The 22,577-nt window shown below is 74.0% G+C and carries 17 protein-coding genes; 3 read left to right on the forward strand and 14 right to left on the reverse strand.

From position 1 onward, the window contains the following. Window positions 1-451 precede the first annotated feature (451 nt). Window positions 452-1,708 carry a DUF2690 domain-containing protein gene (locus tag ACIQ9P_RS04310; protein WP_402349393.1) on the forward strand — a complete coding sequence of 419 codons (1,257 nt, stop codon included), beginning with the start codon at window positions 452-454 and terminating at the stop codon, window positions 1,706-1,708. A 73-nt stretch (window positions 1,709-1,781) separates the two neighbouring features. On the opposite strand, the gene ACIQ9P_RS04315 is transcribed toward ACIQ9P_RS04310, so the two are convergent. The 5 genes from ACIQ9P_RS04315 to ACIQ9P_RS04335 all read right to left on the reverse strand — a co-directional run bounded on the left by ACIQ9P_RS04315 (window position 1,782) and on the right by ACIQ9P_RS04335 (window position 8,967). Continuing rightward, window positions 1,782-3,008 carry an RNA polymerase sigma factor gene (locus tag ACIQ9P_RS04315; protein WP_402349396.1) on the reverse strand — a complete coding sequence of 409 codons (1,227 nt, stop codon included), beginning with the start codon at window positions 3,006-3,008 and terminating at the stop codon, window positions 1,782-1,784. A 166-nt stretch (window positions 3,009-3,174) separates the two neighbouring features. Then, on the reverse strand, window positions 3,175-5,079 hold the full coding sequence (dnaG, locus tag ACIQ9P_RS04320) for a DNA primase (RefSeq protein ID WP_402349399.1): 1,905 nt from the start codon (window positions 5,077-5,079) through the stop codon (window positions 3,175-3,177). A gap of 107 nt (window positions 5,080-5,186) precedes the next feature. After that, the gene (locus tag ACIQ9P_RS04325; protein WP_402349402.1) at window positions 5,187-6,503 is read right to left on the reverse strand and encodes a deoxyguanosinetriphosphate triphosphohydrolase; all 1,317 of its coding nucleotides are present in this window, start codon (window positions 6,501-6,503) and stop codon (window positions 5,187-5,189) included. A 216-nt stretch (window positions 6,504-6,719) separates the two neighbouring features. Beyond that, on the reverse strand, window positions 6,720-7,742 hold the full coding sequence (locus tag ACIQ9P_RS04330) for an SGNH/GDSL hydrolase family protein (RefSeq protein WP_402349404.1): 1,023 nt from the start codon (window positions 7,740-7,742) through the stop codon (window positions 6,720-6,722). Between the two features lie 280 nt (window positions 7,743-8,022). Then, window positions 8,023-8,967 carry a PAC2 family protein gene (locus tag ACIQ9P_RS04335; protein ID WP_402349407.1) on the reverse strand — a complete coding sequence of 315 codons (945 nt, stop codon included), beginning with the start codon at window positions 8,965-8,967 and terminating at the stop codon, window positions 8,023-8,025. A 701-nt stretch (window positions 8,968-9,668) separates the two neighbouring features. On the opposite strand from ACIQ9P_RS04335, the gene ACIQ9P_RS04340 reads away from it, so the two are divergent. Further along, window positions 9,669-10,397, forward strand: coding sequence for a GNAT family N-acetyltransferase (locus tag ACIQ9P_RS04340; protein WP_402349410.1), 729 nt, complete (start codon window positions 9,669-9,671; stop codon window positions 10,395-10,397). 196 nt (window positions 10,398-10,593) lie between these two features. Here the strand turns inward: ACIQ9P_RS04340 and ACIQ9P_RS04345 are convergent, their stop codons facing one another. After that, on the reverse strand, window positions 10,594-11,847 hold the full coding sequence (locus ACIQ9P_RS04345) for an ADP-ribosylglycohydrolase family protein (protein ID WP_402349413.1): 1,254 nt from the start codon (window positions 11,845-11,847) through the stop codon (window positions 10,594-10,596). 114 nt (window positions 11,848-11,961) lie between these two features. Between ACIQ9P_RS04345 and ACIQ9P_RS04350 the strand changes: the two genes are divergently transcribed. Further along, window positions 11,962-13,077, forward strand: a complete 1,116-nt coding sequence (locus tag ACIQ9P_RS04350) for a hypothetical protein (protein ID WP_402349416.1) — start codon at window positions 11,962-11,964, stop codon at window positions 13,075-13,077. A gap of 100 nt (window positions 13,078-13,177) precedes the next feature. On the opposite strand, the gene ACIQ9P_RS04355 is transcribed toward ACIQ9P_RS04350, so the two are convergent. The 8 genes from ACIQ9P_RS04355 to ACIQ9P_RS04390 all read right to left on the reverse strand — a co-directional run bounded on the left by ACIQ9P_RS04355 (window position 13,178) and on the right by ACIQ9P_RS04390 (window position 22,470). Beyond that, entirely contained in the window at window positions 13,178-13,501 is a 324-nt protein-coding gene (locus ACIQ9P_RS04355; RefSeq protein WP_402349419.1) for a transcriptional regulator, read from the reverse strand. Then, window positions 13,501-13,734, reverse strand: coding sequence for a hypothetical protein (locus ACIQ9P_RS04360; protein ID WP_402349422.1), 234 nt, complete (start codon window positions 13,732-13,734; stop codon window positions 13,501-13,503). Before ACIQ9P_RS04360 ends, ACIQ9P_RS04355 begins: the two co-directional genes overlap by 1 nt. A gap of 314 nt (window positions 13,735-14,048) precedes the next feature. Continuing rightward, on the reverse strand, window positions 14,049-14,585 hold the full coding sequence (locus ACIQ9P_RS04365) for a ribonuclease domain-containing protein (protein WP_402349425.1): 537 nt from the start codon (window positions 14,583-14,585) through the stop codon (window positions 14,049-14,051). Between the two features lie 393 nt (window positions 14,586-14,978). Next, the gene (ppdK, locus tag ACIQ9P_RS04370) at window positions 14,979-17,687 is read right to left on the reverse strand and encodes a pyruvate, phosphate dikinase (RefSeq protein WP_402349428.1); all 2,709 of its coding nucleotides are present in this window, start codon (window positions 17,685-17,687) and stop codon (window positions 14,979-14,981) included. A gap of 563 nt (window positions 17,688-18,250) precedes the next feature. Next, window positions 18,251-19,357, reverse strand: a complete 1,107-nt coding sequence (dusB, locus tag ACIQ9P_RS04375; protein ID WP_402349861.1) for a tRNA dihydrouridine synthase DusB — start codon at window positions 19,355-19,357, stop codon at window positions 18,251-18,253. Window positions 19,358-19,709: 352 nt separating this feature from the next. Further along, complete coding sequence (locus tag ACIQ9P_RS04380) at window positions 19,710-20,612, reverse strand: DUF4097 family beta strand repeat-containing protein (protein WP_402349430.1); 903 nt, start codon at window positions 20,610-20,612, stop codon at window positions 19,710-19,712. Continuing rightward, on the reverse strand, window positions 20,609-21,253 hold the full coding sequence (locus ACIQ9P_RS04385) for a response regulator (RefSeq protein ID WP_402349433.1): 645 nt from the start codon (window positions 21,251-21,253) through the stop codon (window positions 20,609-20,611). Before ACIQ9P_RS04385 ends, ACIQ9P_RS04380 begins: the two co-directional genes overlap by 4 nt. Next, window positions 21,241-22,470: a histidine kinase gene (locus ACIQ9P_RS04390; protein ID WP_402349436.1), complete on the reverse strand. Its 1,230-nt coding sequence runs from the start codon at window positions 22,468-22,470 to the stop codon at window positions 21,241-21,243. The genes ACIQ9P_RS04385 and ACIQ9P_RS04390 overlap by 13 nt, the downstream gene beginning before the upstream one ends. Window positions 22,471-22,577 lie beyond the last annotated feature (107 nt).

The following is a 22,577-nucleotide window of genomic DNA, read 5'->3' on the forward strand; positions in this document are numbered from 1 at the left end:
GGCGGGTGGACGGCGCCACGAGCGGGCGGACACCGCCGGGAACGGGTGGGCACCCGCGCCACCGGGCGCGCGGCGCCGTGATCGCGGTGGGAAGGGCGGCTTGAGACGCCCTTCCCACCGCGCGTCCCTGCGGTCCGGGGCAGTATCCCCCCGTGAGACTGTCGCGGACCGGTGGGGGCCAGGGACCGAAGGCACCGGGGACCGTGGGGAACGGGCACCCGGGCGGTGGAACCGGGGAAGCCGAGCTCCCCGTCCGAAAGAACAATGCCCGACCGTCATATGAATGTTCGAGCGTCTCCCGGTGTTGTGAGACACTTCCGTCCGTCTCAGAGCCAGGACCTGGGTATTGGGACACCGGGCTGTCGAGGTTTGAGACGCGGACACGTCACCGGGGCCCGGACCGGTTCCAGCACCGCCCGCCCGCCCGCCTCGCACGTTTGGAAGAGACCGCATGGGTTCCGCCTGGAAGCAGCTGCCCGACGACCTGTCCGACCCTGCCAGGCGCCTCACGGAGGAACTGCGAGCCGTCAAGGACGCGACCGGACTCTCGCTCTCCGAGCTGGCCGCCCTGACGCACTACAGCCGGGCGTCCTGGGAGCGCTGGCTGAACGGCAAGCGGGTCATCACCGAACAGGCGCTCGACGCGCTGGTCGGGGCCGTCGACTGCGACGGGCCGAAGCTGCGGGCGCTGTGGGAGCTGACCGCCGCCGAAGCGGCGGCGGTCGACGCCGCCGCGGGCTCCGAGGCCGCGGCGGAGCCGGAGGGGTCCGACCGGGCGCCCGGCACCGACGGGGGCCCCGCCACCGGCGCGGAGGCCACCGCCGCCGGGGAGGCCGGCCCGGCCGGCACCGCCGATGGCCCTGACGCCGCTGCCACCACTGCCACCACTGAAACCGCTGACGCCACTGGCGCCGCCGCGACCGACGGCTCGTCGGCCGAGGGCACGCTCGACGACGGCACCGGCGCGGACGCCCCGGCCGTCGACGGCCCCGGGGCCCTCGCCACCGTCCCCGGGACCGACCGCGCCGTCAGGACCACCGGCCGGCCGAGCGGTCCGGTGCTGGGGCGGCCCGTGGCCCTGATCGCCGCCTCGGTGGTCGTGGTGCTGCTGCTGGCCCTCGCCGGGGTGCGCTACTTCTCGGACACCGACGGGGACAACGTCGGACCGACCGCCGCCACCGTGCTGACCTCCACCCCGGCGACGCCCGTCGACTCCGCCTCGCCGAGCACCACGGCGCCCGCCGTACCGGCCAACCCCGCCCCGGCGGTCCCGGCCTGCCAGGCCCTCGGCTGCGCCCACAAGGACCCCAAGGCGGCCGGCTGCGGCGGCGACGCCCGCACCCTGCTGACCACCAACATCGGCAAGGTCGTCATCTACCTCCGGTACAGCCAGAAGTGCCAGGCCGCCTGGGCCGCGATCACCGAGGGCCAGCCCGGCGACCAGGCGACCATCACCACCACTGGCGGCGAGTCCGAGACCGCGCTGATCCACTGGGGGTACGACAACTACTCGCAGATGGTGAACGCCGGAGACCCGGCCGCCACCCTCCAGGTCTGCGGCACGCGGGCGCAGCCGGAGGGCGCCGCCTGCACCGCCAGCGTCTCCGACCTGGCCCGGGTGGTCGCCAACACCCCGATCCCCGTCGGCCCGGCCTCGCCGCCGGCCGCCGCCACCGACGCGGCCCCGTCGCCGACCCCGGCCGGCTGACGTGACCGGGTGACCGGGTGACCGGGTGACCGCGGGGCGTGCTCCGCGGTCACCCGGTCACGGCAGGCCGTCCCTAGTCGAGGTAGCCCCGGAGCTGGGCGGCGAAGGCGTGGTCGCGGAGCTTGACCAGGGTCTTCGACTCGATCTGGCGGATCCGCTCCCGGGTCACCCCGAACAGCACGCCGATCTCCTCCAGCGTGCGGGCCCGCCCGTCGTCCAGGCCGTACCGGAGCTGGACCACCTGGCGCTCGCGCTCGCCGAGGGTGGCCAGCACCGCCTCCAAGTGCTGACGCAGCAGCAGGAAGGCGGCCGATTCGGCGGGTGAGGCCGCGTCGGCGTCCTCGATCAGGTCACCGAGCGCGACGTCGTCCTCCTCGCCGACCGGGGTGTGCAGGGAGATGGGCTCCTGGGCGAGGCGGAGCAGTTCGCGCACCCGTTCCTCGGTGAGCTCCAGGGCGGCCGCGATGTCGGCCGGACCGGGCTCGGTCCCGCGCTCCTGGAGCAGCGAACGCTGCACCCGCACCACCCGGTTGATCAGTTCGACGACGTGCACCGGCACCCGGATCGTCCGGGCCTGGTCGGCCAGGGCGCGGCTCATCGCCTGGCGGATCCACCAGGTCGCGTAGGTGGAGAACTTGTAGCCCCGGGCGTAGTCGAACTTCTCCACCGCCCGGATCAGGCCGAGGTTCCCCTCCTGGACCAGGTCCAGCAGGGTGAGGCCGCGGCCGATGTAGCGCTTGGCGACGGAGACCACCAGCCGCAGATTGGCCTCGATCAGCCGACGCTTGGCGAGGCGGCCGATCAGGACCAGGGTGCCGAGTTCGGCGGCCAGCCGGTCGGCGGGCGGGGGTGCGCGGTGCAGCCGTTCCTCGGCGAAGAGGCCGGCCTCGATCCGGCGGGCGAGTTCGACCTCCTCCGCGGCGGTGAGCAGCCGGATCCGGCCGATCTCGCGGAGGTACTGGCGGAGCAGGTCGGCGGCGGGCCCGCTCGGGTCGGCCGGCGGGCGCCGCGGACCGGCCGGGTCCTCCCGGTCCTCCTCCGGCTCCTCCCGGCCGGCACCGGCGGCGTCCTCGGCGGCGCCGTCCTCGGTCTCCTCGGGGCCGCCCCTCCCCTCGGCCTCGGGGTGCCCCGACGGGCGGCCCCGGGCGGGCACGCGCGCGCCGTCCGCGGGCGGCGCCCCGGCCCGGCCGTGGTCCTCCGGCGGGGCGGCGGTGCCGTCGTACGGCGGAGTCGGGACGGGCGGGACGAGCGGATCGGTGGTCGGCTGGGCGGTCGCGGCGGGGCCTCGGTCCACGGGCATCCCCTCTGGGCGGGCGCGACTCTGGCGGACCCGCGCTGTACGGAGGCAGGACGCCCTCCAGTGTGCGGCACGCCACACTCCGTGGCCGAGACTCGTGCGAGGACTTTCTGAACGGGCCGCGAGCGGGCACCGGGCGGGCGCCGGCACAGGCACCGGGTCAATACACCTAGAGCGCGGCGGAGCCGCCGCTGCGCAGGGACTGCCCGTACTGCTGGAGCTGCCACAGCTCGGTCTGCACGGCGTGCAGGTCCTCCGGGGCGGCGCGGTTGCCGAGGCGCTGGAGGTGGGCGCGGACCTCGTCGACCCGCCGGTCCACGGCCAGCAGCCGCAGCTTGACCAGGAACTCCCCCGCGTAGACGGCGTCCACCTTGCGGCGCGAGCGCACCGGCTCCACGGTCAGCTCGGTGACCAGCGAACGCACCCGGTCGTCCGGGCAGACCTCGCGCACCACGCTGGTGAAGTCGGCCAGGGTGGCCCCGTACGCGGCGCCGCCGGCCTGGCCGACGGCCCGCCGGACGGCGGTGTAGGGCGGGGTGGGGAACTCGTCCTCGGCGTAGTTGTCGAAGGCCGGCGAGACCAGGTCCGGATGCTGGAGGGCGAGTTTGAGCAGCTCGCGCTCGACGAACTGGGCCGGGTCGCGCGGGTTGAGGGCGAAGACGGGCCGGGCCGGGCCGACCGGCTGCGCCGGTTCGGGGCGGCGCTGGCCGTGGGCCCGGGGGTTCTGCTGGCGCTCGCGGTCCCAGCGGGCCAGCTGGGCCACCCGGCGGACCACGAACGGCTCGTCCAGGATGCCGAGCATGCCGGCCAGCCGGACGGCGTACTCGTGCTGGATCGAGCGGTCCTTGATCCTGGCGACGATCGGCGCCGCCTCCTCCAGCGCCGCCGACCGGCCCTCGGGCGTGTCCACCCGGTGCTTGGCGACGGCCGAGTTGAGGGCGAACTCGAAGAGCGGGACGGGGTTGTCGATCAGTTCGCGAACCGCGTCGTCGCCCTTGGCCAGCCGCAGCTCGCACGGGTCCATGCCGCCGGGGCTGACCGCGATCGAGGTCTTGGCGGCGAACTTCTGGTCGTCCTCGAAGGCCCGCAGCGCGGCCTTCTGGCCGGCCGCGTCGCCGTCGAAGGTGAAGACGGTCTCGCCCCGGTACTGCGAGGTGTCCATCAGCAGCCGGCGGATGATCTTGATGTGGTCCTCGGCGAAGGCGGTGCCGCAGGTCGCCACGGCGGAGGTGACCCCGGCCAGGTGGCAGGCCATCACATCGGTGTAGCCCTCGACCACCACCGCGCGGCCGGACTTGGCGATCTCCTTCTTCGCCAGGTCGATGCCGTAGAGCACGTTCGACTTCTTGTAGATCGGCGTCTCGGGGGTGTTGAGGTACTTCGGACCGTTGTCGTCCTCGCGCAGCCGCCGGGCGCCGAAGCCGATCACCTCGCCCGCGATGTCCCGGATCGGCCAGACCAGCCGCCCCCGGAACCGGTCGATCAGACCGCCGCGCTGGCCCTGCGAGGCCAGGCCGCCGAGGAGGATCTCCTTGTCCGTGAAGCCCTTGCCGCGCAGGTAGCGCACCAGGTGCTCCCAGCCGACCGGGGCGTAGCCGACACCGAAGGTCCGCGCGGACTCCTCGTCGAAGCCGCGCTCGGCCAGGAAGCGGCGGCCGATCTCGGCCTCGGGCGAGGCGAGCTGCTCCTGGTACCAGGCGGAGGCCACCTTGTGCGCCTCGACCAGCCGGGTCCGCTCGCCCTGCTGGTGCCGGGGGCTGTATCCACCCTCCTCGTAACGCAGGGTGATGCCGGCCTGGGTCGCCATCCGCTCGACGGCCTCGGCGAAGGTGAAGTGCTCGATCTTCATCAGGAAGGCGATGGTGTCGCCGTTCTCCTGGCAGCCGAAGCAGTGGAAGACGCCCTTGGCCGGATTGACGTAGAAGGAGGCGGACTTCTCGTCGTGGAAGGGGCAGACGCCCTTGTACTCGCCGCCGCCACCGTTGGTCAGCTGTACGTAGTCGCCGACCACCGCGTCGATCGGCAGCGCGCTCCGCACCGCCTGTACGTCTTCGTCCCTGATCCGCCCGGCCACCCCGGAAGTCTACTGGGGCGGCCGGGTCTTCCGACCTGGCCGACCGGCACCGTCACTCAGGGCCGGTTGGGGCGGGCCCGGGCCGGTCGGCACGGGCCCGGATCCGCTCAGGACCGGGCCGGGCCGGTCAGCCGGGCGTGCAGGGCCAGCGCGGAGGCGTCGGTGAGGGTCGCGATCTGGTCGACCACCGTGCGCAGCGCCGCGCGGTCGTCCTCCGCCTCCTCGTACATCGCGGCGAACACCGGGTCCAGCACCTCGGGGGCGCGCCGGGTGAGGACCTCGGCCAGTTCGGCGATGACGATCCGCTGCCTGGCCCGCAGCTGGGCCTGCTCGTCGCGCTGCATCACGTACCGGACGGCGACCGCCTTGAGCACCGCGCACTCCAGCCGGACCTCGCGCGGCACCACCAGCTCGGCCTCGTACCGGGTCAGCGGGCCGGGGCCGTAGCGGGCCCGGGTGGCCTGTTCGGCGGCCAGGCAGAACCGGCCGATGAGCTGGCTGGTGAGGTCCTTGAGCCCGGCCCGGGCGCGGGCGGTGCCGTCGTACGACTCGGGCCACCAGTCCTTGTCGAGCAGCCGGTCCAGGGCGTCCGCCAGCTCCTCGGGCTCGGCGTCCCGGGCGTAGCGCTCGGCGACCTTGAACAGCTCGGACCGCTCGCTCGGGGCGCGCAGCGCGAGCGGGTCGATGTGGCCGGCCTGGAGGCCGTCCTCGACGTCGTGGGTCGAGTAGGCGACGTCGTCGGACCAGTCCATCACGGTGGCCTCGAAGCACTTGCGCCCCTCGGGCGAGCCGGCCCGCAGCCAGCGGAAGACCGGCAGGTCGTCGGCGTAGACGCCGTACTTGGGCGAGGCCGGGTCGGTGGGGTGGGCGCCGTGCGGCCACGGGTACTTGGTGGCGGCGTCCAGGGCGGCGCGGCTCAGGTTGAGGCCGACGCTGCGGCCGGGCCAGGGGGCCAGCCGGGCCGGCGTCCCGTCCTGCGGGGCGAAGCGCTTGGGCTCAAGACGGGTCAGGATCCGCAGCGACTGGGCGTTGCCCTCGAAGCCGCCGCAGGCTTCGGCGGCCTGGTCGAGCGCCTCCTCGCCGGTGTGGCCGAACGGCGGGTGGCCGATGTCGTGGGCCAGGCACGCCGTCTCGACGAGGTCCGGGTCGCAGCCGAGCGCCGCGCCCAACTCCCGTCCGACCTGGGCGCATTCCAGCGAGTGGGTCAGCCGGGTACGGGGGAAGTCGCTGCGCATCGGGGCGACCACCTGGGTGGTGCCGGCCAGCCGGCGCAGGGCGGCGGAGTGGAGCACCCGGGCACGGTCGCGCTGGAACGCCGTCCGGCCGGGGCGTTTGTCCGGTTCGGGCACCCAGCGGGCCTCGGCGGCGCGGTCGAACGGGGTCGGGGTCGGGGCGGCGGGGAGGCGGTGCGCGGTGTCGTCCATATGCCCCTCACGGTACGCCGCGGCTGTGACACGCGAAGTGTGCCGCGCGCGACCGCGCGCGGGCCGGGGCGTGAACCCTGGGGCGCCCGCCGACGGGCCCGTGGAGGCGGCCGGGGCGGGACGGGAGGGGCCGGGGCCCGGCGGGCGGGCGGGCGGGCCGGAGCGGGTGCGCGGGCCAGGCGGGTGGGTGCGCCGGAGCGGGTGCCCGGGCCCCGGTCAGCCCCGCAGCGCCTTGAGGACGGCCGCGGCGGCGCCCTCCTGCCCCTTGGCGTTGGGGTGGATCGCCGCCAGGCCGTGCGCGGGGAACGGCGGCTCCACCCAGCGACTGGCCTCGCCCGCGCACATGTCGTGGCCGGCCGAGGGCCCGGTGAGGTCCACGAACACCGCTCCGGCAGCCTCCGCCCGGCGCTTGAGCATGGCGTTGAGCTGCTGTTCCTTCTCCACCAGGAAGCCGAGGTCCCCGCCCGCGACGGTCGATCCCAGCACCGGCACGCAGCTCGCCGGGTCGGCGGGCAGCAGCGCCGGGTAGCCGACCACGTAGACCCTGGCCTGCGGGGACCGCCGCTTGACCTCCTTGAGGGTGTCGCCGAGCCGCTCGCCGGCGGTGTCCACCTTGCGCTGCACCTGGTCCCCGCCGTCGGCGGCCGCGTAGGAGTCCCGGCAGGGCGCCGACGCGCGGTCCGAACCGACCAGTCCCTTGATCGCGTCCACCAGGTTCTCCTTGGCGCACTGGCCGACGACCTCCATGAACCCGGCGTCGTTGCCGCCGATCCCGACGGTCACCAGCCGGGTGGCCGGGGTGAGCGCGTCCAGCTGCGGCGGATTGACACCGCCGTCGGTGCTCTGGGCGCCGGTGAGGTCGCCGGTCCGGGCGCCGCTGCAACTGACGTCGCGGAACCGCTCGCCCGCCAGGCCGAGTGCCTGGGCCACCAACGAGGGGTAGTTGACCGCCGAGCGGGAGCAGCCCTTCGGCTCGCCCACCTGAGGGCTGATCTTCAGGCCCGCCGTGTAGGAGTCGCCCAGCGCCACGTACGGCCCGGTCGGCGTCGGGGTGGGCGTGGGCGTGGGCGTCGGTGCGGGCCCGGTGGCGGTGGCGCGCGGCGGTGCCGAGCCGCCCGCGGCGGCCGCGGCGACGGTCTCCGAACCGGACGAACCGGAGCACCCGGCGACCAGGACGGCGGCGAGGCCCGCGCTCAACACGCCGCCGAGCGTGCCGATCGGGCGTACGGACAGTGACACGGGAACCCCCCGGTAGGAGCAGCTGGCAATCTCCCTACGACGGCCCGTCCCCCGGGCACCGCAGACCCCAACGGACGGGCGGTGCCGATCGCTCCCGCCCGGAGCCGGGAATTTCGGCGGCGGCGCGGCAGACCGCGGCAGCGGGCGTGCGGCACGCCCGGACACAGCGGGCGGCCCCGGGCGACGCTGTCCGTCGCCCGGGGCCGCCCGGGGTCGCCCCGCCGGTCGCTCCGGCCTGCTCCTTGCTCGGCCTGAACCTTGCTCGGCCCTGCTCCGGGGCCTACTCCGGCCCGCGCTCGTGCTCGGCCAGGAACTGCTCGAAGCGGCGGCCCAGCTCGTCCGCGGACGGCAGGTCCACCGGCTCGGCCAACAGGCTCTCCCGGCTCTGCGAACCGGCCACCGCGTCGTACTGGCCCTCCATGCCGCGGATCGCCGAGCGGAGGTCGCCGTCGCCCTGCGCCAACTGCTCCTCGATGTCGGCGTACACCTCGTCCACCCGCTCGCGCAGCAGCGTGCCGGGCAGCACCAGGCCGGTGGCCGACTGGACGGCCTCCAGGATCAGCACCGCGGCCGCCGGGTACGCCGAGCGCGCCACGTAGTGCGGCACGTGCGCGGCGAAGCCCAGCACGTCGTGCCCGGCCTCGGCCAGCCGGTACTCCAGCAGCGCCTGGGCACTGCCCGGAACCTGCGCCTGCTCGAACCACTGCGGGTAACCGGCCGCGAGGTCCAGCCGGTTGCCGTGCGGGGTCAGGCCGACCGGGCGGGTGTGCGGCACGCCCATCGGGATGCCGTGGAAGTCGAGCGCCAGCCGGACGTCGAAGCGCTCGACCAGCTCCCGGACGGCGGCGGCGAAACGCTCCCACTCGACGTCCGGCTCCGGCCCGGTGAGCAGCAGGAACGGGGCGCCGGCCGCGTCGTGGAGCAGCTGGAGGAGGATCTCCGGCGGCTCGTAGGACGACCAGTGCTCACGGTCGAAGAGCATCGCGGGGCGCCGGGCCCGGTAGTCCACCAGGCGGTCGTGGTCGAACCGGGCGACGACCTGCGGCCCGCCGGTCTCCAGCAGGTGGTCGACCACCTGGGCGCCCGCCTCGCCGGCGTCCATGAAGCCCTCGAAGTGGTGGAGCAGCACCAGGCCGGCACCGGTGTCCGCCAGCGCGGCCCTCGCCGCGGCCACGGCGGCCACACCCTGCTGGTCCAGCTCGTACAGCGCCTGGGGATCACGCACCGCTCACCCACACCCCGTTTCTTTCCTCGTCGCGGTTCGCCGCGCACGCCCCGCGCGGCTGCCCGCGCTGGGACTGCTGCCCGGCTCTCCTCGTCCAGCGTGCGGAACGCCGCCGGAATTCCCGCCGCGGCGGGCCCGTTTCCCGTTCCCGGCCCTCGCGCGCCCCCGCGAGCGCGACCGGACCATGATCGCACCCGACCCGGAACGCCCTGGTCAGGGGGGTGCGAACGGTCGCCGCCACAAGCCCCGGACCGGCCTCGACGGCCATTCGTGTGCCGCGAAGTGACGCATTGCCTTCTGACGGGTATCGTCCTCTCGCTGCCTCGCATCGTCGCGTCGTCGTCACGTCGTCCGTAACGCCGTCGATCACGACCCGGACCGGTGCTCGGCCAGTCACCCACGACGCATCTTGCCTTCACCTGGCCGCCTGCTTCCCTTCGCGCTCTCGTTTCCTCTTCGGCCATATCGCGGACGCACACTGTCCCCTCGCTCATCCCGCCGGACCGGTCCGTCGACCCGTGTCCGTTCCGGCACCGCGCTGCCCGACTCCGGGCCGCCGCTCCCCGCCCCGCTCGACCGGCCTCCGGCGTGCGCGGGCACCGGTGGGCGCACTCCGGAGCGGGGCGAACCGTCCTCCGCTGGCCCTCGCCGCACCCCGGCACGGGCCAGCACCCTCCGACCGCCGAAGGACCGAAGGTTCCGTGCCCGTACCTCTCATCCTCACCGGCCGCACCGTGCGGCTGGAGCCCCTCGCCGCACACCATGCCGAGGCCCTCGCCCAGGCCGGCGCCGAGGACCGTACGACCTACGCCTTCACTCCCGTCCCGCACGGGCTGGAAGCCGCCCGGGAGTACATCGCGCGTGCCCTGGCGGACCAAGCCTCCGGCCGGTCGCTGCCGTTCGCGACGGTGAACCAGGCCGACGGCCGCGTGGTGGGCTCCACCCGGTTCCTGGAACTCGACTACTGGCAGGGGCCGCTCGTCTGGCCGCCGGTTCCCGGCGTGCCGTTCGGCGACCCGGCCACGGCCGTCCCGGACGCCGCCGAGATCGGCAACACCTGGCTGTCGCCGCGCGCCCAGGGCACCGGCATCAACACCGAGGCGAAGCTGCTGATGCTGCGGCACGCCTTCGAGGTGTGGGGCGTGCAGCGGATCTCGCTGCGGGCCGACGCCCGCAACCTGCGGTCGCGGGCCGCCATCGAACGGCTGGGCGCGACCGCCGAGGGCGTCCGCCGGGCGCACTCGCGCGGGCTGGACGGGGTGGTCCGGTCCACCGCGTTCTACTCGATCCTGGACAGCGAGTGGCCCGCCGTGCGGGACATCATCGAGCTGCGGATCGCCGCCGCGACCTCGCCGAGCGCCCCGGATCCGGCGATCAACCAGGAGTGCCTTAGACACGGCGGCGGTGCGGGGCATCTGATCACGGCCTGAGGACTCCTCCGGGAAGGTCGGTTCCGCAGGCCGCGGCCGGGTCCGGTTCCGGGCTCGGCTTTCGGGGCCGCTCCTCGGGTCCGGTTTCGGGTCCGGTTCCGGATCCGGGGCTGTTTCTCGGGCCGGTGGTTCGCGGACCGATGGTTCGGCGACCGTGCCGGACCCGCACCGGGTCCGGCACGGATCCGGCCGGGTGTCAGTCCTCGACCGGCCCACCGGTGACGGCGGCCCGCAGCAGCCGCGCCAGCAGACCGGTACCCCGGTCCTCGTCCGGTCCGGGCGCGCGGGCGGGGCAGACCTCGACCACGGCGGAGACCGGCCGCCGGCCGGCCCGCTCCGGCACCACCGTCAGCTCCCACCGCGGGTGGCCGTCCGGACCGCAGAGCCGGAGCGTGCCCTCCCGGGTGCGCACCGCCATGCGGCTGTCCCCGACCAGCGGTCCGGGCCCGGTGCGCAGCCGCTGCCACTGCTCCTCCGTCCACAGCACGTCCGGCACCGGGCACGGGCGCGGCACCAGCATCTCCGCGCGGCCCCGCCCCGCGGACACGCTGCCCGGCTCGGTGAAGGCCCAGGCGGGCAGCGGCTCCCGGGCGGCCAGCCAGGCCGCGGGAATGCCGGCCGTCCCGGTGTGCGCGGCGACCACGCCACCGGTGATCGCGGCGACGGTGTCCGCGTCCCCGCCGGCGGCCACCGCCGTCCGGACCGCCGCCGGATAGTCGGCGAGGTGTCGGGCCGCGCACCACAGCGCGTACGGGACGGTGTCGGCGGCGCTGGTCCGGCTGCCGTTGCCGAGCACCCGCGCCGCCACCGTGAGGTCCGGTTCGGCGAGCAGGGCGACCGCCTCGGCCAGGCCGTCGTGGACGGCGCCGCGCGGGGTCAGCCCGAGGACCGACTCCAGGAAGTCCTCCGGCGAGGGGCGGGTACCGCGGGCCCGGGCCGCGAAGGCCGCGGCCACCGCGACGGCGACCGCGCCGTCCACCGCCTGCGGGTGGGTGTGGGTGATCAGCGCCGTCTCGACGGCGGGCCGCACCGCCGCCGCCGGGTCGGCCGCGTACGCCGCCCCGAGCGGGGCGACCCGCATCGCGGCGCCGTTGCCGTACGACCCCTGGCCGTCGAAGAGCGCCGAGGCCAGCTCCCGGGCGTCGCCGCCCTCCCGGACCAGCCGCAGCAGCCGGTTGGCGGCCGGGCCGTAGCCCCGGTCGAAGTCGTGCCGGCGGGCGAAGGCGTGGGTGAGGTCGTACACGTCGATCGCGCCGCGCTCGGTGTGCGCGGCGTACACCGAGCACGCCATCTCGGTGTCGTCCGTCCACGGCCACGGGCCGGGCGGGGTGGTACGGGCGGCGGGGTGGGTCCGCGCGGTGGCGGGAACGAAGAACTGCGCGCCGAGGGCGTCGCCGACGGAGAGGCCCTGGAGCGCGTCGAGCGCGGGGCCGGGGTGAGGAATCGTCATCGTGGGCACCAAGCCCACCGGTCGCACGGGCGCGACGTCAACCCGGTTTGACCGGTCATGCCCCGGGCGGGCGATATTTCGCATACATCCGAACCGGGCGGGAAACACCTCGCCATGACCCTCGCCGCTCCGGTCACCGCTCCGCCCGTCACCCTCCCCGTCGCTCCGCCCGCCACTCCGATCGTCGCCGGGGCCGCCGTTCCGCGCCCGACCGTCGCCGCTCGCGCGCGGGCCGTCACCCGGCCGGCCGTCGGTCCGCTGCTGCTGGTCGGCGCCGACCAGCAGCACATCGTCACCCATGCCCAACTGCGTGGACTCGGAGTGCCGTCCGGGACCATCGCGCACCGGCTGCGGCCCGGTGGACCGTGGCAGCGGGTGCTGCCCCGGGTGATCTGCCTGCAGACCGGCCGGCTGACCCCGCATCAGCGGCTGCGGGCCGCACTCGCCTACGCGGGTCCCAAAGGGCGGCCCGCGCCGCAGGCCGGGGAGGTGCTGCTCACCGGGGCGGCGGTACTGGCCGACGCCGGCCTCCCCTCCGCCGGGCACCCGGCGGACCTCGCCGAGGTGGACGTCCTGATCCCCGGTCGGCGACGGGTCGCCGACCGGGAGTTCGTCCGCATCCACCGCGCGGGCGGGGCGATGCCCGGCGGCTTCGAGCGCGACGACGGGCTCTGGAGCACCTCGGTCGCCCGGGCCCTGGCCGACCTCGCGCCCCGGGAGAGCGGGCGGCGCCGGTTCCGCGCGCTCTGCGCCGAGGCCGTCCAGCGGCGGCACTGCGAACTCGGCGAGCTGCTGGACCAGTTGCTCGCCCGGCCGGACGCCCGCGAACTGACCGGGCTGACCGGGGTGGTGGAGGAGTTGTCGGCCGGAGTGCGGTCGGTGGTCGAGGGCGAGGCCCGGGACGCGGTGCGCCGCGCCGGACTCCCCGAACCGCTCTGGAACCCGGTGCTCTTCCTGGACGGGCGGTTCCTGGCCGTTCCGGACGCGTACTGGCCGCAGTCCTGCGTCGCCCTGGAGATCGACTCCCGGGCCTGGCACCTGCGTCCGGCCGACCACGAGCGGAGCCTGGCCCGGGCCAACCGGCTGACCGCCGCCGGACTCCCCGTCGTCCGCACCACCCCGGTCCAACTGCGCCGCGACCCGGGGCCGGTGCTGCACGAGCTGGCCGTGCTGCTCACGGCCGGTCCGCACGGGCCCCATCGCCGCGTCACCTGGCGGCGGGCCCGGTGACGTGCCGGAGCGATCCGGTCACGCGGTTGGGTCTCGCGGTCCGGTCACGCGGTTGGGTCTCGCGGCCCGGTCACGCGGTTGGGTCTCGCGGCCCGGCGGGTCATGGCCGCCGCTCGCCCGTCCCCCGTCCGGCCGCCTCGGCCGCCGCCGCCAACTGCTGCAGGACGACGCCCGGATGGTCGGCGGGCGCCCGGCGACCAGCCCGGGCGGCGGCCGGCCAGGTGCGTGGACGCTTGCCGACGCAGCCCTTCTTCGCCGACAGGTGGCCGGCCTCCTCCAGCGCCCTCGCCGCCTTGCCGAGAACCGGGTCGGAGACCTGGCAGTAGTCCTCGACGGCGGAGGACTCGGCCTCGACGCGACCGCCGAGGAACGCCACCACCGTGAGCCGGGTGGGATGCTGGAGCAGCAGATCGGGCCCCGACATCAGGCGCCCTCCGCCTCGCGGCGGATCCGGGCGTTCACGCGCGCCACCGCCGGCCGGAACAGCACCCCGGCCGTGACGCCGGCGCTGCCGAACGTCCCCCGCGGATCGGCACCCAGCAGGCGGACGGCGGAGGCCACCACGAGGGCTCCGCCGAAGTCCAGCACCACCCCGCGGGTCATCGGCCCGCCGAGACCGGACGTCCAGCTCCTCGCCACGCCGCCGCGACGGGCCACAACGGCCCCCAGGGCGCCGCCGACCACCGCGAGGCCACACCCGGCAAGCCGGACAGCCGGACAGCCGGCCCATGTCGGCCCATGTCTGCCCATCGGGCGTAGCCGAGGCCGAAGCCGTAGAGCGAGAAGCCCACCGCGAAGGTGGCGCCGTACCGGGTGGGCACCAGCCGCGGTGCCAGTTGCGGTGCCCGGGCGGCGGCACGCGCTCCGGCGGCGAGGCCCAGCGCCTCGGCCGCGGACAGTTCGACGGGCACGGAATCGCGGCATGAAGCCCCCGGCGGAAAGCACTTTCAGCCCGGGCCGGCCCCCGCCCCTCAGCAGCGGGAGTCGATCTCCTGGAAGGTGGAGTAGTGGTCCGCGGTCCAGTACTGCTCGCCGGAGCCCCCGGTGACCACCCGGCGGGCACCCCGGTCGCCGGAGCCGGGGGTGACGACGGTGAACTCGTGGTAGTAGCCCGAGGTCCTGCGCGGGAGGCGGCTCTCCCGGTTCTCGAAGACGATGCCGTCCGAGCGGTAGGGGTAGGGGCCACCCTTGGCGATCAGGCCGAGGGTGTCGCGGGCCTGGTCCGGGAGCCTGGTGCGGCAGACGTCGGCCAACGCCGGGTCGGTCGGCACCCAGCCGGTGCCGGCGGCCGTCGCCGGCGGGGTGGCGGGGGCCGAGGGCCGGGGCGCGCTGGGCTTCGGCGCCACCGGGCCGGTCGAGGCCGCGGTCGGGCCGGGGGTGGAGGCGGCGGTCGCGGCGGTCCTGGGCGCGCTGTCGCCGGTGCCGTCCGAGAGCAGGTAGCCGACCGCGGCGGCGAGCACGCAGATCAGCGCGGCGAGAGCGGTCCACAGGCGGTTTCTGCTGGTCATGGGCCCAGCTTGGCAGCCGGCGGGCCGGGGCCGGGCCAGCCACACGCGTGGTCGGTACCACATCGGGCACCCGGTCGCCCGGCCGTGGGCGGTGAGGGCGGCGGGCCCGGGTGGGGCCCGGGGTGGGGTCCGGGGTGGGGTCCGGGGTGGGGTCCGGGGCGGGGTCCGGCCGGACGGGGCGGGGCCTCGGTGCGGGTCGGGTCCTCGGGGGCGGGGCCGGGAGGGAAAAGCATGCGGCCGGGGCGGGTACGGACGCCATTGTCCGTTCCCGCCCCGGCCGCTTCACGTACGCCGGTTCTCCTGCGCCGAGCTCCGGTGTACGCCCCTCCCCGATGGAGGGGACACGGTCAGCGATTCGACCGTGCCGAGGGGCTCATGACGAGCCCCCGGCACTCAGCGCGAGTCGCTGCCCGCAGTCTCGATGGCGGCGCGGCCGGCCTCCAGCCGCGCCACCGGGATCCGGAAGGGGGAGCAGGAGACGTAGTCCAGCCCCACCTCGTGGAAGAAGTGCACCGACTCCGGGTCGCCGCCGTGCTCGCCGCAGACGCCGAGCTTGAGGTCGGGGCGGGTGGCCCGACCGGCCTCGACGGCGTGCTTCACGAGCGCGCCGACACCGTCGCGGTCGATGGTCTCGAACGGCGAGACCCCGAAGATGCCCTTCTCCAGGTAGGCGGTGAAGAAGGACGCCTCGACGTCGTCGCGGGAGAAGCCCCAGACCGTCTGGGTGAGGTCGTTGGTGCCGAAGGAGAAGAACTCGGCGGCCTCGGCGATCTGGCCGGCCGTCACGGCGGCGCGCGGCAGCTCGATCATGGTGCCGAGCTTGATGTCCAGCTGGACGCCGGTGGACTGGGAGACCTCGGCGAGCACGCGCTCGCACTCGTCGCGGACCAGCTCCAGCTCCTGGACGGTGCCGACCAGCGGGATCATGACCTCGGGACGCGGGTCCGCCCCGGCCAGCTTGCGCTCGGCGGCGGCCTCGGCGATGGCACGGACCTGCATGCCGAACAGGCCGGGGATGACCAGGCCGAGGCGGACACCGCGCAGGCCGAGCATCGGGTTCTGCTCGTGCAGCTTGTGCACCGCCTGGAGCAGGCGCAGGTCGTTCTCGTTCGGGTCCTTGCGGGCCTCGGCGAGGGCGACGCGCACCGACAGCTCGGTGATGTCCGGCAGGAACTCGTGCAGCGGCGGGTCGAGCAGGCGGACGGTGACGGGCAGTCCGTCCATCGCCTGGAACAGCTCCAGGAAGTCGCCCTTCTGCAGCGGCAGCAGGGTGGAGAGCGCGGCCTCGCGGTCCTTGTCGTTGTCCGCGAGGATCAGGTGCTCGACCTCCTTGCGGCGCTCCTCACCGAGGAACATGTGCTCGGTGCGGCACAGGCCGATGCCCTGGGCCCCGTAGCGGCGGGCGCGCGAGCCGTCCTCGGAGTTGTCGGCGTTGGCGCGCACCGCGAGGCGGCGGCGGACGTCGGCGTGGGACATCAGCCGGTGCACGGCCTGGACCAGACCGCCCTGGACGTCGGCGCCGGCGTGCAGGGTGCCCTCGAAGTACTCCACCACCGCGGAGGGGAGCACGGGTACCTCGCCGAGGTAGACCCGGCCGGTCGCGCCGTCGATCGAGACGACGTCGCCCTCCTCCAGCACCAGGCCGTCGGCGGTGGTCATCCGGCGGCGCTTGGTGTCGACCTCGAGCTCCTCGGCGCCGCAGACACAGGTCTTGCCCATGCCGCGGGCGACGACGGCGGCGTGCGAGGTCTTGCCGCCGCGCGAGGTGAGGATGCCCTCGGCGGCGATCATGCCGTCCAGGTCGTCCGGGTTGGTCTCGCGGCGGACCAGGATGACCTTCTCGCCGGAGCGCGACCACTTCACCGCGGTGTAGGAGTCGAAGACGATCTTGCCGATCGCGGCGCCGGGCGAGGCGGCGAGGCCCCTGGCGATCTGCTTGGACTCGGAGTTGGGGGCGAACCGCGGGAACATCAGCTGCGAGAGCTGGCCGCCGGTGACCCGCATCAGGGCCTCGTCGAGGTCGATCAGACCCTGGTCGACCAGCTGGACGGCGATGCGGAAGGCGGCCGCGGCGGTGCGCTTGCCGACCCGGGTCTGCAGCATCCAGAGCTTGCCGCGCTCGATGGTGAACTCGATGTCGCAGAGGTCGAGGTAGTGGTTCTCGAGCGTCTGCATGATCGTCATGAGCTCGTCGTACGACTTCTTGTCGAGGTTCTCGAGCTCGGACAGCGGCAGGGTGTTGCGGATGCCCGCGACGACGTCCTCGCCCTGGGCGTTGGACAGGTAGTCGCCGTAGACGCCCTGGGCGCCGGTGGAGGGGTCGCGGGTGAAAGCGACGCCGGTGCCGGAGTCCTCGCCGAGGTTGCCGAACACCATGGTGCAGACGTTGACCGCGGTGCCCAGGTCGTTCGGGATGCGCTCCTGGCGGCGGTAGAGCCGGGCCCGGTCGCCGTTCCAGGAGTGGAAGACGGCGTGGATGGCGAGGTCCATCTGCTCGCGCGGGTCCTGCGGGAAGGCCCGGCCGGTCTCGCGCTCGACGATGCCCTTGAACACCTCGACCAGCTGCTTCAGGTCGGCGGCGTCGAGGTCGAGGTCGCTGGTGCTGCCCTTGGCGTGCTTGGCCTCCTCCAGGGCCTCCTCGAACAGCTCGCCGTCGACGCCCAGCACGGTCTTGCCGAACATCTGGACCAGGCGGCGGTAGGAGTCCCAGGCGAAGCGCTCGTTGCCGGACTGCGCGACCAGGCCGGCCACCGAGGCGTCCGAGAGGCCGATGTTCAGGACGGTGTCCATCATGCCGGGCATGGAGAACTTGGCGCCCGAACGCACCGAGACGAGCAGCGGGTTGTCGGGCTGGCCGAGCTGCTTGCCCATCGTCTGCTCGAGCGCGTCCAGATGGGCGCTGATCTCCTCGTGCAGCGAGGTGGGCTCGGTACCGGTCTCCAGGAAGACCTTGCACGCCTCGGTGGTGATCGTGAACCCCGGAGGGACGGGGAGGCCCAGGTTCGTCATCTCGGCCAGGTTCGCGCCCTTGCCGCCAAGAAGATCCTTGAGGTCCTTGTTTCCTTCAGTGAAGGAGTAAACAAACTTCTGCTGGGACGCCACGGGTCGGTCTCCTCGCGCACGGTTGCCCTGACGCCGGAGAACATACCCATTTCGAAGGCACTTCTGCGCCGCCAATAGGCCGTACGTGGCCAGGAGCAGCAGCTAACCCGCTAGATCGAATGCATCGAATGGTGTTCACCTCTGGAGGCGAAATCGTCCGGATGACGCTAGCAAGCGTTCAAGTCTTGAAGGCGGAGAAACCGGAAGATCACATATCCGGAACACACGGTAGCCACCGGGCACCCGACCTGACGGCCCGGCTTGATTTCCTGCACCCTCAGTGTCGATCCGTCGCCGCCCCCCTTCGGGAAGCGATCCGCCTCCGACTTGTTCATTTCGTCCTGTCGGACCTCTCGGTCATGCGGGGCATGTGGCAAGCGTCACGGACACATCTCACCGATCGGGCGTAGCCCGACTCCGCCCATCGTCGCACTGCGTCCAGAAACGTGCTCGCTCCGTGATATTTCAATGCCAAAAAGGAGCCCTCTTGTCCAGAGTGGCCAAGAGGGCTGGTACGGAGTGGCCAGGGGCCCGAGAGGGCTGTCTTCGCCACCCCGTACAGATCATCCGCCAGAGGTGTCCGATTCGGCGTCTTCGCCCGGTCGGGCGCAGTCGTACGGATCGTCCAACCAGCCTTCCGGCAGAACCACGCGGTTGTTGCCACTGGTCCGCCCCCGCGGGCCGTCGGCACCGGCCGGCCAGCTCTGCGACTGCTCCACCAGGGCCAGGGTTTCGGCCAGTTCGGCCAACGAGGACGAGTTCGCCAGCTTCACCCGCAGCTCCGAGCCCACCGAGAAGCCCTTGGTGTACCAGGCGACGTGCTTGCGGAAGTCGATCACGCCGCGGGTCTCGTCGCCCAGCCACTCGCCGAGCAGCTGCGCGTGGCGGACCATCGCCCGCGCCACATCGGCGAAGGTCGGGCGGGCGTAGTCCACCTCGCCCTCGAAGATCGCCACCAGGTCCCGGAACAGCCACGGCCGGCCCAGGCAGCCACGGCCCACCACCACACCGTCGCAGCCGGTCTCGCGCATCATCCGCACCGCGTCGTCCGCCGACCAGATGTCCCCGTTGCCGAGCACCGGGATCCCCGCCGGGACGGCCTCGCGCAACCGGGCGATCGCCGACCAGTCGGCGGTGCCGCCGTAGTGCTGGGCGGCGGTGCGTCCGTGCAGGGCGATCGCGGAGACGCCCTCCTCGGCACCGATCCGGCCGGCGTCCAGATAGGTGAGGTGGTCGTCGTCGATGCCCTTGCGCATCTTCATGGTGACCGGCAGGTCGCCCGCGTTGGAGACGGCCTCGCGCAGGATCTCGCGCAGCAGGTTGCGCTTGTACGGGAGCGCCGAGCCGCCGCCCTTACGGGTCACCTTGGGGACGGGGCAGCCGAAGTTGAGGTCGATGTGGTCGGCGAGGTTCTCGTCCGCGATCATCCGGGCCGCCTTGCCGACGGTCACCGGGTCCACGCCGTACAGCTGGATCGAGCGCGGCTTCTCGCTCGGGTCGAACTTGATCAGTTGCATGGTCTTGGCGTTGCGCTCGACCAAGGCCCGGGTGGTGATCATCTCCGACACGTAGAGGCCCTTGCCTCCGCTCTGCTCGCGGCAGAGGGTGCGGAACGGCGCGTTGGTGATGCCGGCCATCGGCGCCAGGACCACGGGCGGCCAGACCCGCATCGGGCCGACGGTCAGCGGCGCGAACTCGCCGGTGGCCGTGGTGGTGGCCCTGGCGGCCACGGTGGCGTCGGCAGTGACTGCGGTGGTGACTGCGGTGGTGGCCGCGACGCTGGTGGTGCCGGTCGCGGTGCTGGTGCCGGTCGTACCGGTGGCGCCGGTCGTGCCGGTCGCGGTGCTCGGCTCGGTGGGTGCGGGCGGGACTGTCATGCGCGGCTGACCTCGGGGACGGCGATTCGGGGACTCTCCATTGTCCCCCACCCGCCGCGCCCACCCCCGGGGGCTGCCGGACCGAGCTCCCCACGGCTCCCGCCCCGCCCCTGCCCGGGGCCCGCCCGACCGCTCGGGTCGGTCCTCATGTGCCGCCGTCGGCGTCACCGTCCCTTGAGTACACCTCCACCGAACCGGAGCTGACCGAGATCCTGACCTTGTGCGGGCTGGAGCTGTCGGCCAGCGAGGGATCGATCCCTCCCCGGGGGGCCGTACCGCCCTCGAAGTCGTAGCGGGATCCGCGTGGAAGCCCCAGGCTCACCGATCCCGAGGTGACACCGATGTCCACCGCCGAGGGCTCCGTGACGAAGCCCAGCTCCACCGAGCCCGAGGTCGTGGCCGCGTCGGCCCTCGGGGAGGTGAGGCGCCGGCCGTGCACGGAGCCGGAGGTGGTGCGCACGGTCAGCGGACCGGACACATCCGCCAGCCGGACCTCCCCCGAGGTGGAGACCAGATCGATGCCACCGGACACCCCGGCGATGTCGATGCTGCCGCTGGACTGCCGGCCGGTCACCGCGACCGCGGGCGGGAGCTCCAGCTCGATCACCGCTCCGCACCCGATGTCCCTGGCCGCGAACACCTGGTTGCAGAACATCCGGACGTCGAGCTCGTCCTGGTCGAACATGGCCGACACCACCGGCTTCCGCACCATCCAGTTCAGGAACTGCCGGACCACCACCCGGCCCTCCTGCCCGGGTCTGATCCGGACGGTGGCCCGGCCGGTGTCCAACCGCACCTTGGTCACCGCGATCCCGTAGGTGTGCTCGGAACGGGTCTGCTGCCGCACCGCCATCGCCCAGGTCTGCACGGCACCGGTCAGCATCACCACGACGAGCGCCAGGGTACCGAGCACCCGCCAGATCCGGCGGCCGGCGGGGGTGGGCCCGGGTGCCGGTGCCGGTGCCGGTGCCGGTGCGCGGGCCACCGTCGGCGCACCGCCCGGAGCCGGGCCGGCGCCCGCCGCCGGAGCGGCGTCCCGCGTCCTCATGCCACCTCCAGGAAGCGCAGCACCGCCATCACCCGGCGGTGGCTGTCGTCGGCCTGCGGCAGATCGAGCTTGGCGAAGATCGAGTTGATGTGCTTGGCCACCGCGCTGTCACTGACCACCAGAGCGCCGGCGATGGCCGCGTTCGACCGGCCCTCCGCCATCAGGGCGAGCACGTCCCGCTCGCGCGGCGTCAACCGCTCCAGCGGGTCCCGGTGGCGCCGCACCAGCAACTGGGCCACCACCTCCGGGTCCAGCGCCGTCCCGCCCTCGGCGACCCGCTGCAGGGCGTCCACGAACTCGTCGACGTTGGCCACCCGCTGCTTGAGCAGATAGCCGACCCCACTGGTGTTGCTGGTCAACAGGTCCGCGGCGTAGCGCTCCTCGACGAACTGGGAGAGCAGCAGCACCGCCACCTCCGGCCACTGCCGGCGGATCACCAACGCGGCCCGCACGCCCTCGTCGGAGTAGCCGGGCGGCATCCGGACGTCCGCCACCACCACCCGCGGACGGTGCTCCTCCACCGCGACGAGCAGCGCCTCGGCGTCCCCGACGGCGGCGGCCACCTCGTAGCCCACGGCCTCCAGGACCTTGACCAGACCGACTCTGAGCAGGACCGAGTCCTCGGCGATCACAGCGCGCACGGCAACTCCACGGTGATGGTGGTCGGGCCCCCGACGGGGCTGAGCAGGGACAGGGATCCGTCGACCGAGGCGGTGCGCTGCCGCAGGCCGGTCAGGCCGGTGCCCCGGGCGGCGTCCGCCCCGCCCACGCCGTCGTCGCGGACGACCAGGTGCAGCCGGCCGCCGGCCGTCCGCACCGAGACCTCCACCCGGGAGGCCCGGGCGTGCTTGGCGACGTTGGTCAGCGCCTCGGAGACGGTGAAGTAGGCGACGGCCTCGACCGTGGGTGCTATCCGCTCGGCCAGGTCGACGTCCAACCGGACCGGCAGCGGGACGCGGGCCGCGATCCCGGACAGCGCCGCGTCCAGCCCTCGGTCCTCCAGCACGGCCGGGTGCAGGCCGCGGACGAGGTCCCGCAGCTCGTCGATGGCCGCCTGGGCCTCCTCGTGCGCCTCGACGATCACCTGCATGGCCGCGGGCGGGACGTCCTTGAGGGTGCGGCGGGCCAGGCCGAGGTTCATCGCCAGGGAGGTGAGCCGCTGCTGGGCGCCGTCGTGGAGGTCGCGCTCGATCCGGCGGCGCTCGGCGTCGACCGCGTCCACCAGGCCGGCCCGGCTCTCCACCACCTCCTCGATCCGGTGCTCCAGCACCGCTGTCCGCCCCGGGCCGAGCATGCGCACCGACAGCACCTCGTCCAGGGCGGCCAGCTGTCGGACCGCCCAGGGCAGGACCGCCAGCAGCAGCACGCCGCCGACGGTGAGCGGGACGTCCAGCCTGGCCCAGCTGTCCGCGACCGGCGAGGAGGGCGGCATCATCCAGGCCCAGCCGAAGACCGTCGAGGCCACCACGGCCGCGCCCCACGCCCACAGCACGGCCAGCGCGCCGAGCGCGACCAGCGGGGCGACGACCAGGTGGTAGCCGACCTGACGCCAGCCCACGGCGGTGCGCAGCCTGGTCACCACACCGGCCGAGGTGCTGACGGGCAGCAGCAGCGGTGGTACGTCGACCCCGCGCAGCGCCCGCAGCCGGGCGCGCTGCGCGGTGGAGAGCAGGCGCAGCCCGAACAGGATCACGCCGATGAGGAACAGGGACATCTTGGGGACGAGGACGGTCAGCCAGAGGGGCAGGGAGAGCGGGATTCCGGCGGCGAGGAACCGCGCGTCCCGCCAGAGCGCCGCAGGCCACGGAGGCCGGGCGGCGCTCCCGATGAGCGCGCGGCGCAGCTTCGTGGAGAGCATGGCGGACAGCCTAGAGCGCTGTGACCGGCCGTCACCATGAAGGTCGGTACCGAGAAATGGTGATGCTGGGTACACCCCCGATTCGGATCGGTGCACTACCGACAACG

This window comes from Kitasatospora sp. NPDC094019, assembly GCF_044764505.1.
Taxonomy (GTDB): Bacteria; Actinomycetota; Actinomycetes; order Streptomycetales; family Streptomycetaceae; genus Kitasatospora.

Coding starts and splice junctions, on each gene's coding strand:
- ACIQ9P_RS04315 (WP_402349396.1), bottom strand. CDS start 3,008: ATGCCCGTGGACCGAGGCCCCGCCGCGACCGCCCAGCCGACCACCGAT.
- ACIQ9P_RS04325 (WP_402349402.1), bottom strand. CDS start 6,503: ATGGACGACACCGCGCACCGCCTCCCCGCCGCCCCGACCCCGACCCCG.
- ACIQ9P_RS04380 (WP_402349430.1), bottom strand. CDS start 20,612: ATGAGGACGCGGGACGCCGCTCCGGCGGCGGGCGCCGGCCCGGCTCCG.
- ACIQ9P_RS04350 (WP_402349416.1), top strand. CDS start 11,962: ATGACCCTCGCCGCTCCGGTCACCGCTCCGCCCGTCACCCTCCCCGTC.
- ACIQ9P_RS04345 (WP_402349413.1), bottom strand. CDS start 11,847: ATGACGATTCCTCACCCCGGCCCCGCGCTCGACGCGCTCCAGGGCCTC.
- dusB (WP_402349861.1), bottom strand. CDS start 19,357: ATGCGGGTCTGGCCGCCCGTGGTCCTGGCGCCGATGGCCGGCATCACC.
- ACIQ9P_RS04310 (WP_402349393.1), top strand. CDS start 452: ATGGGTTCCGCCTGGAAGCAGCTGCCCGACGACCTGTCCGACCCTGCC.
- ACIQ9P_RS04355 (WP_402349419.1), bottom strand. CDS start 13,501: ATGTCGGGGCCCGATCTGCTGCTCCAGCATCCCACCCGGCTCACGGTG.
- ACIQ9P_RS04390 (WP_402349436.1), bottom strand. CDS start 22,470: ATGCTCTCCACGAAGCTGCGCCGCGCGCTCATCGGGAGCGCCGCCCGG.
- ACIQ9P_RS04365 (WP_402349425.1), bottom strand. CDS start 14,585: ATGACCAGCAGAAACCGCCTGTGGACCGCTCTCGCCGCGCTGATCTGC.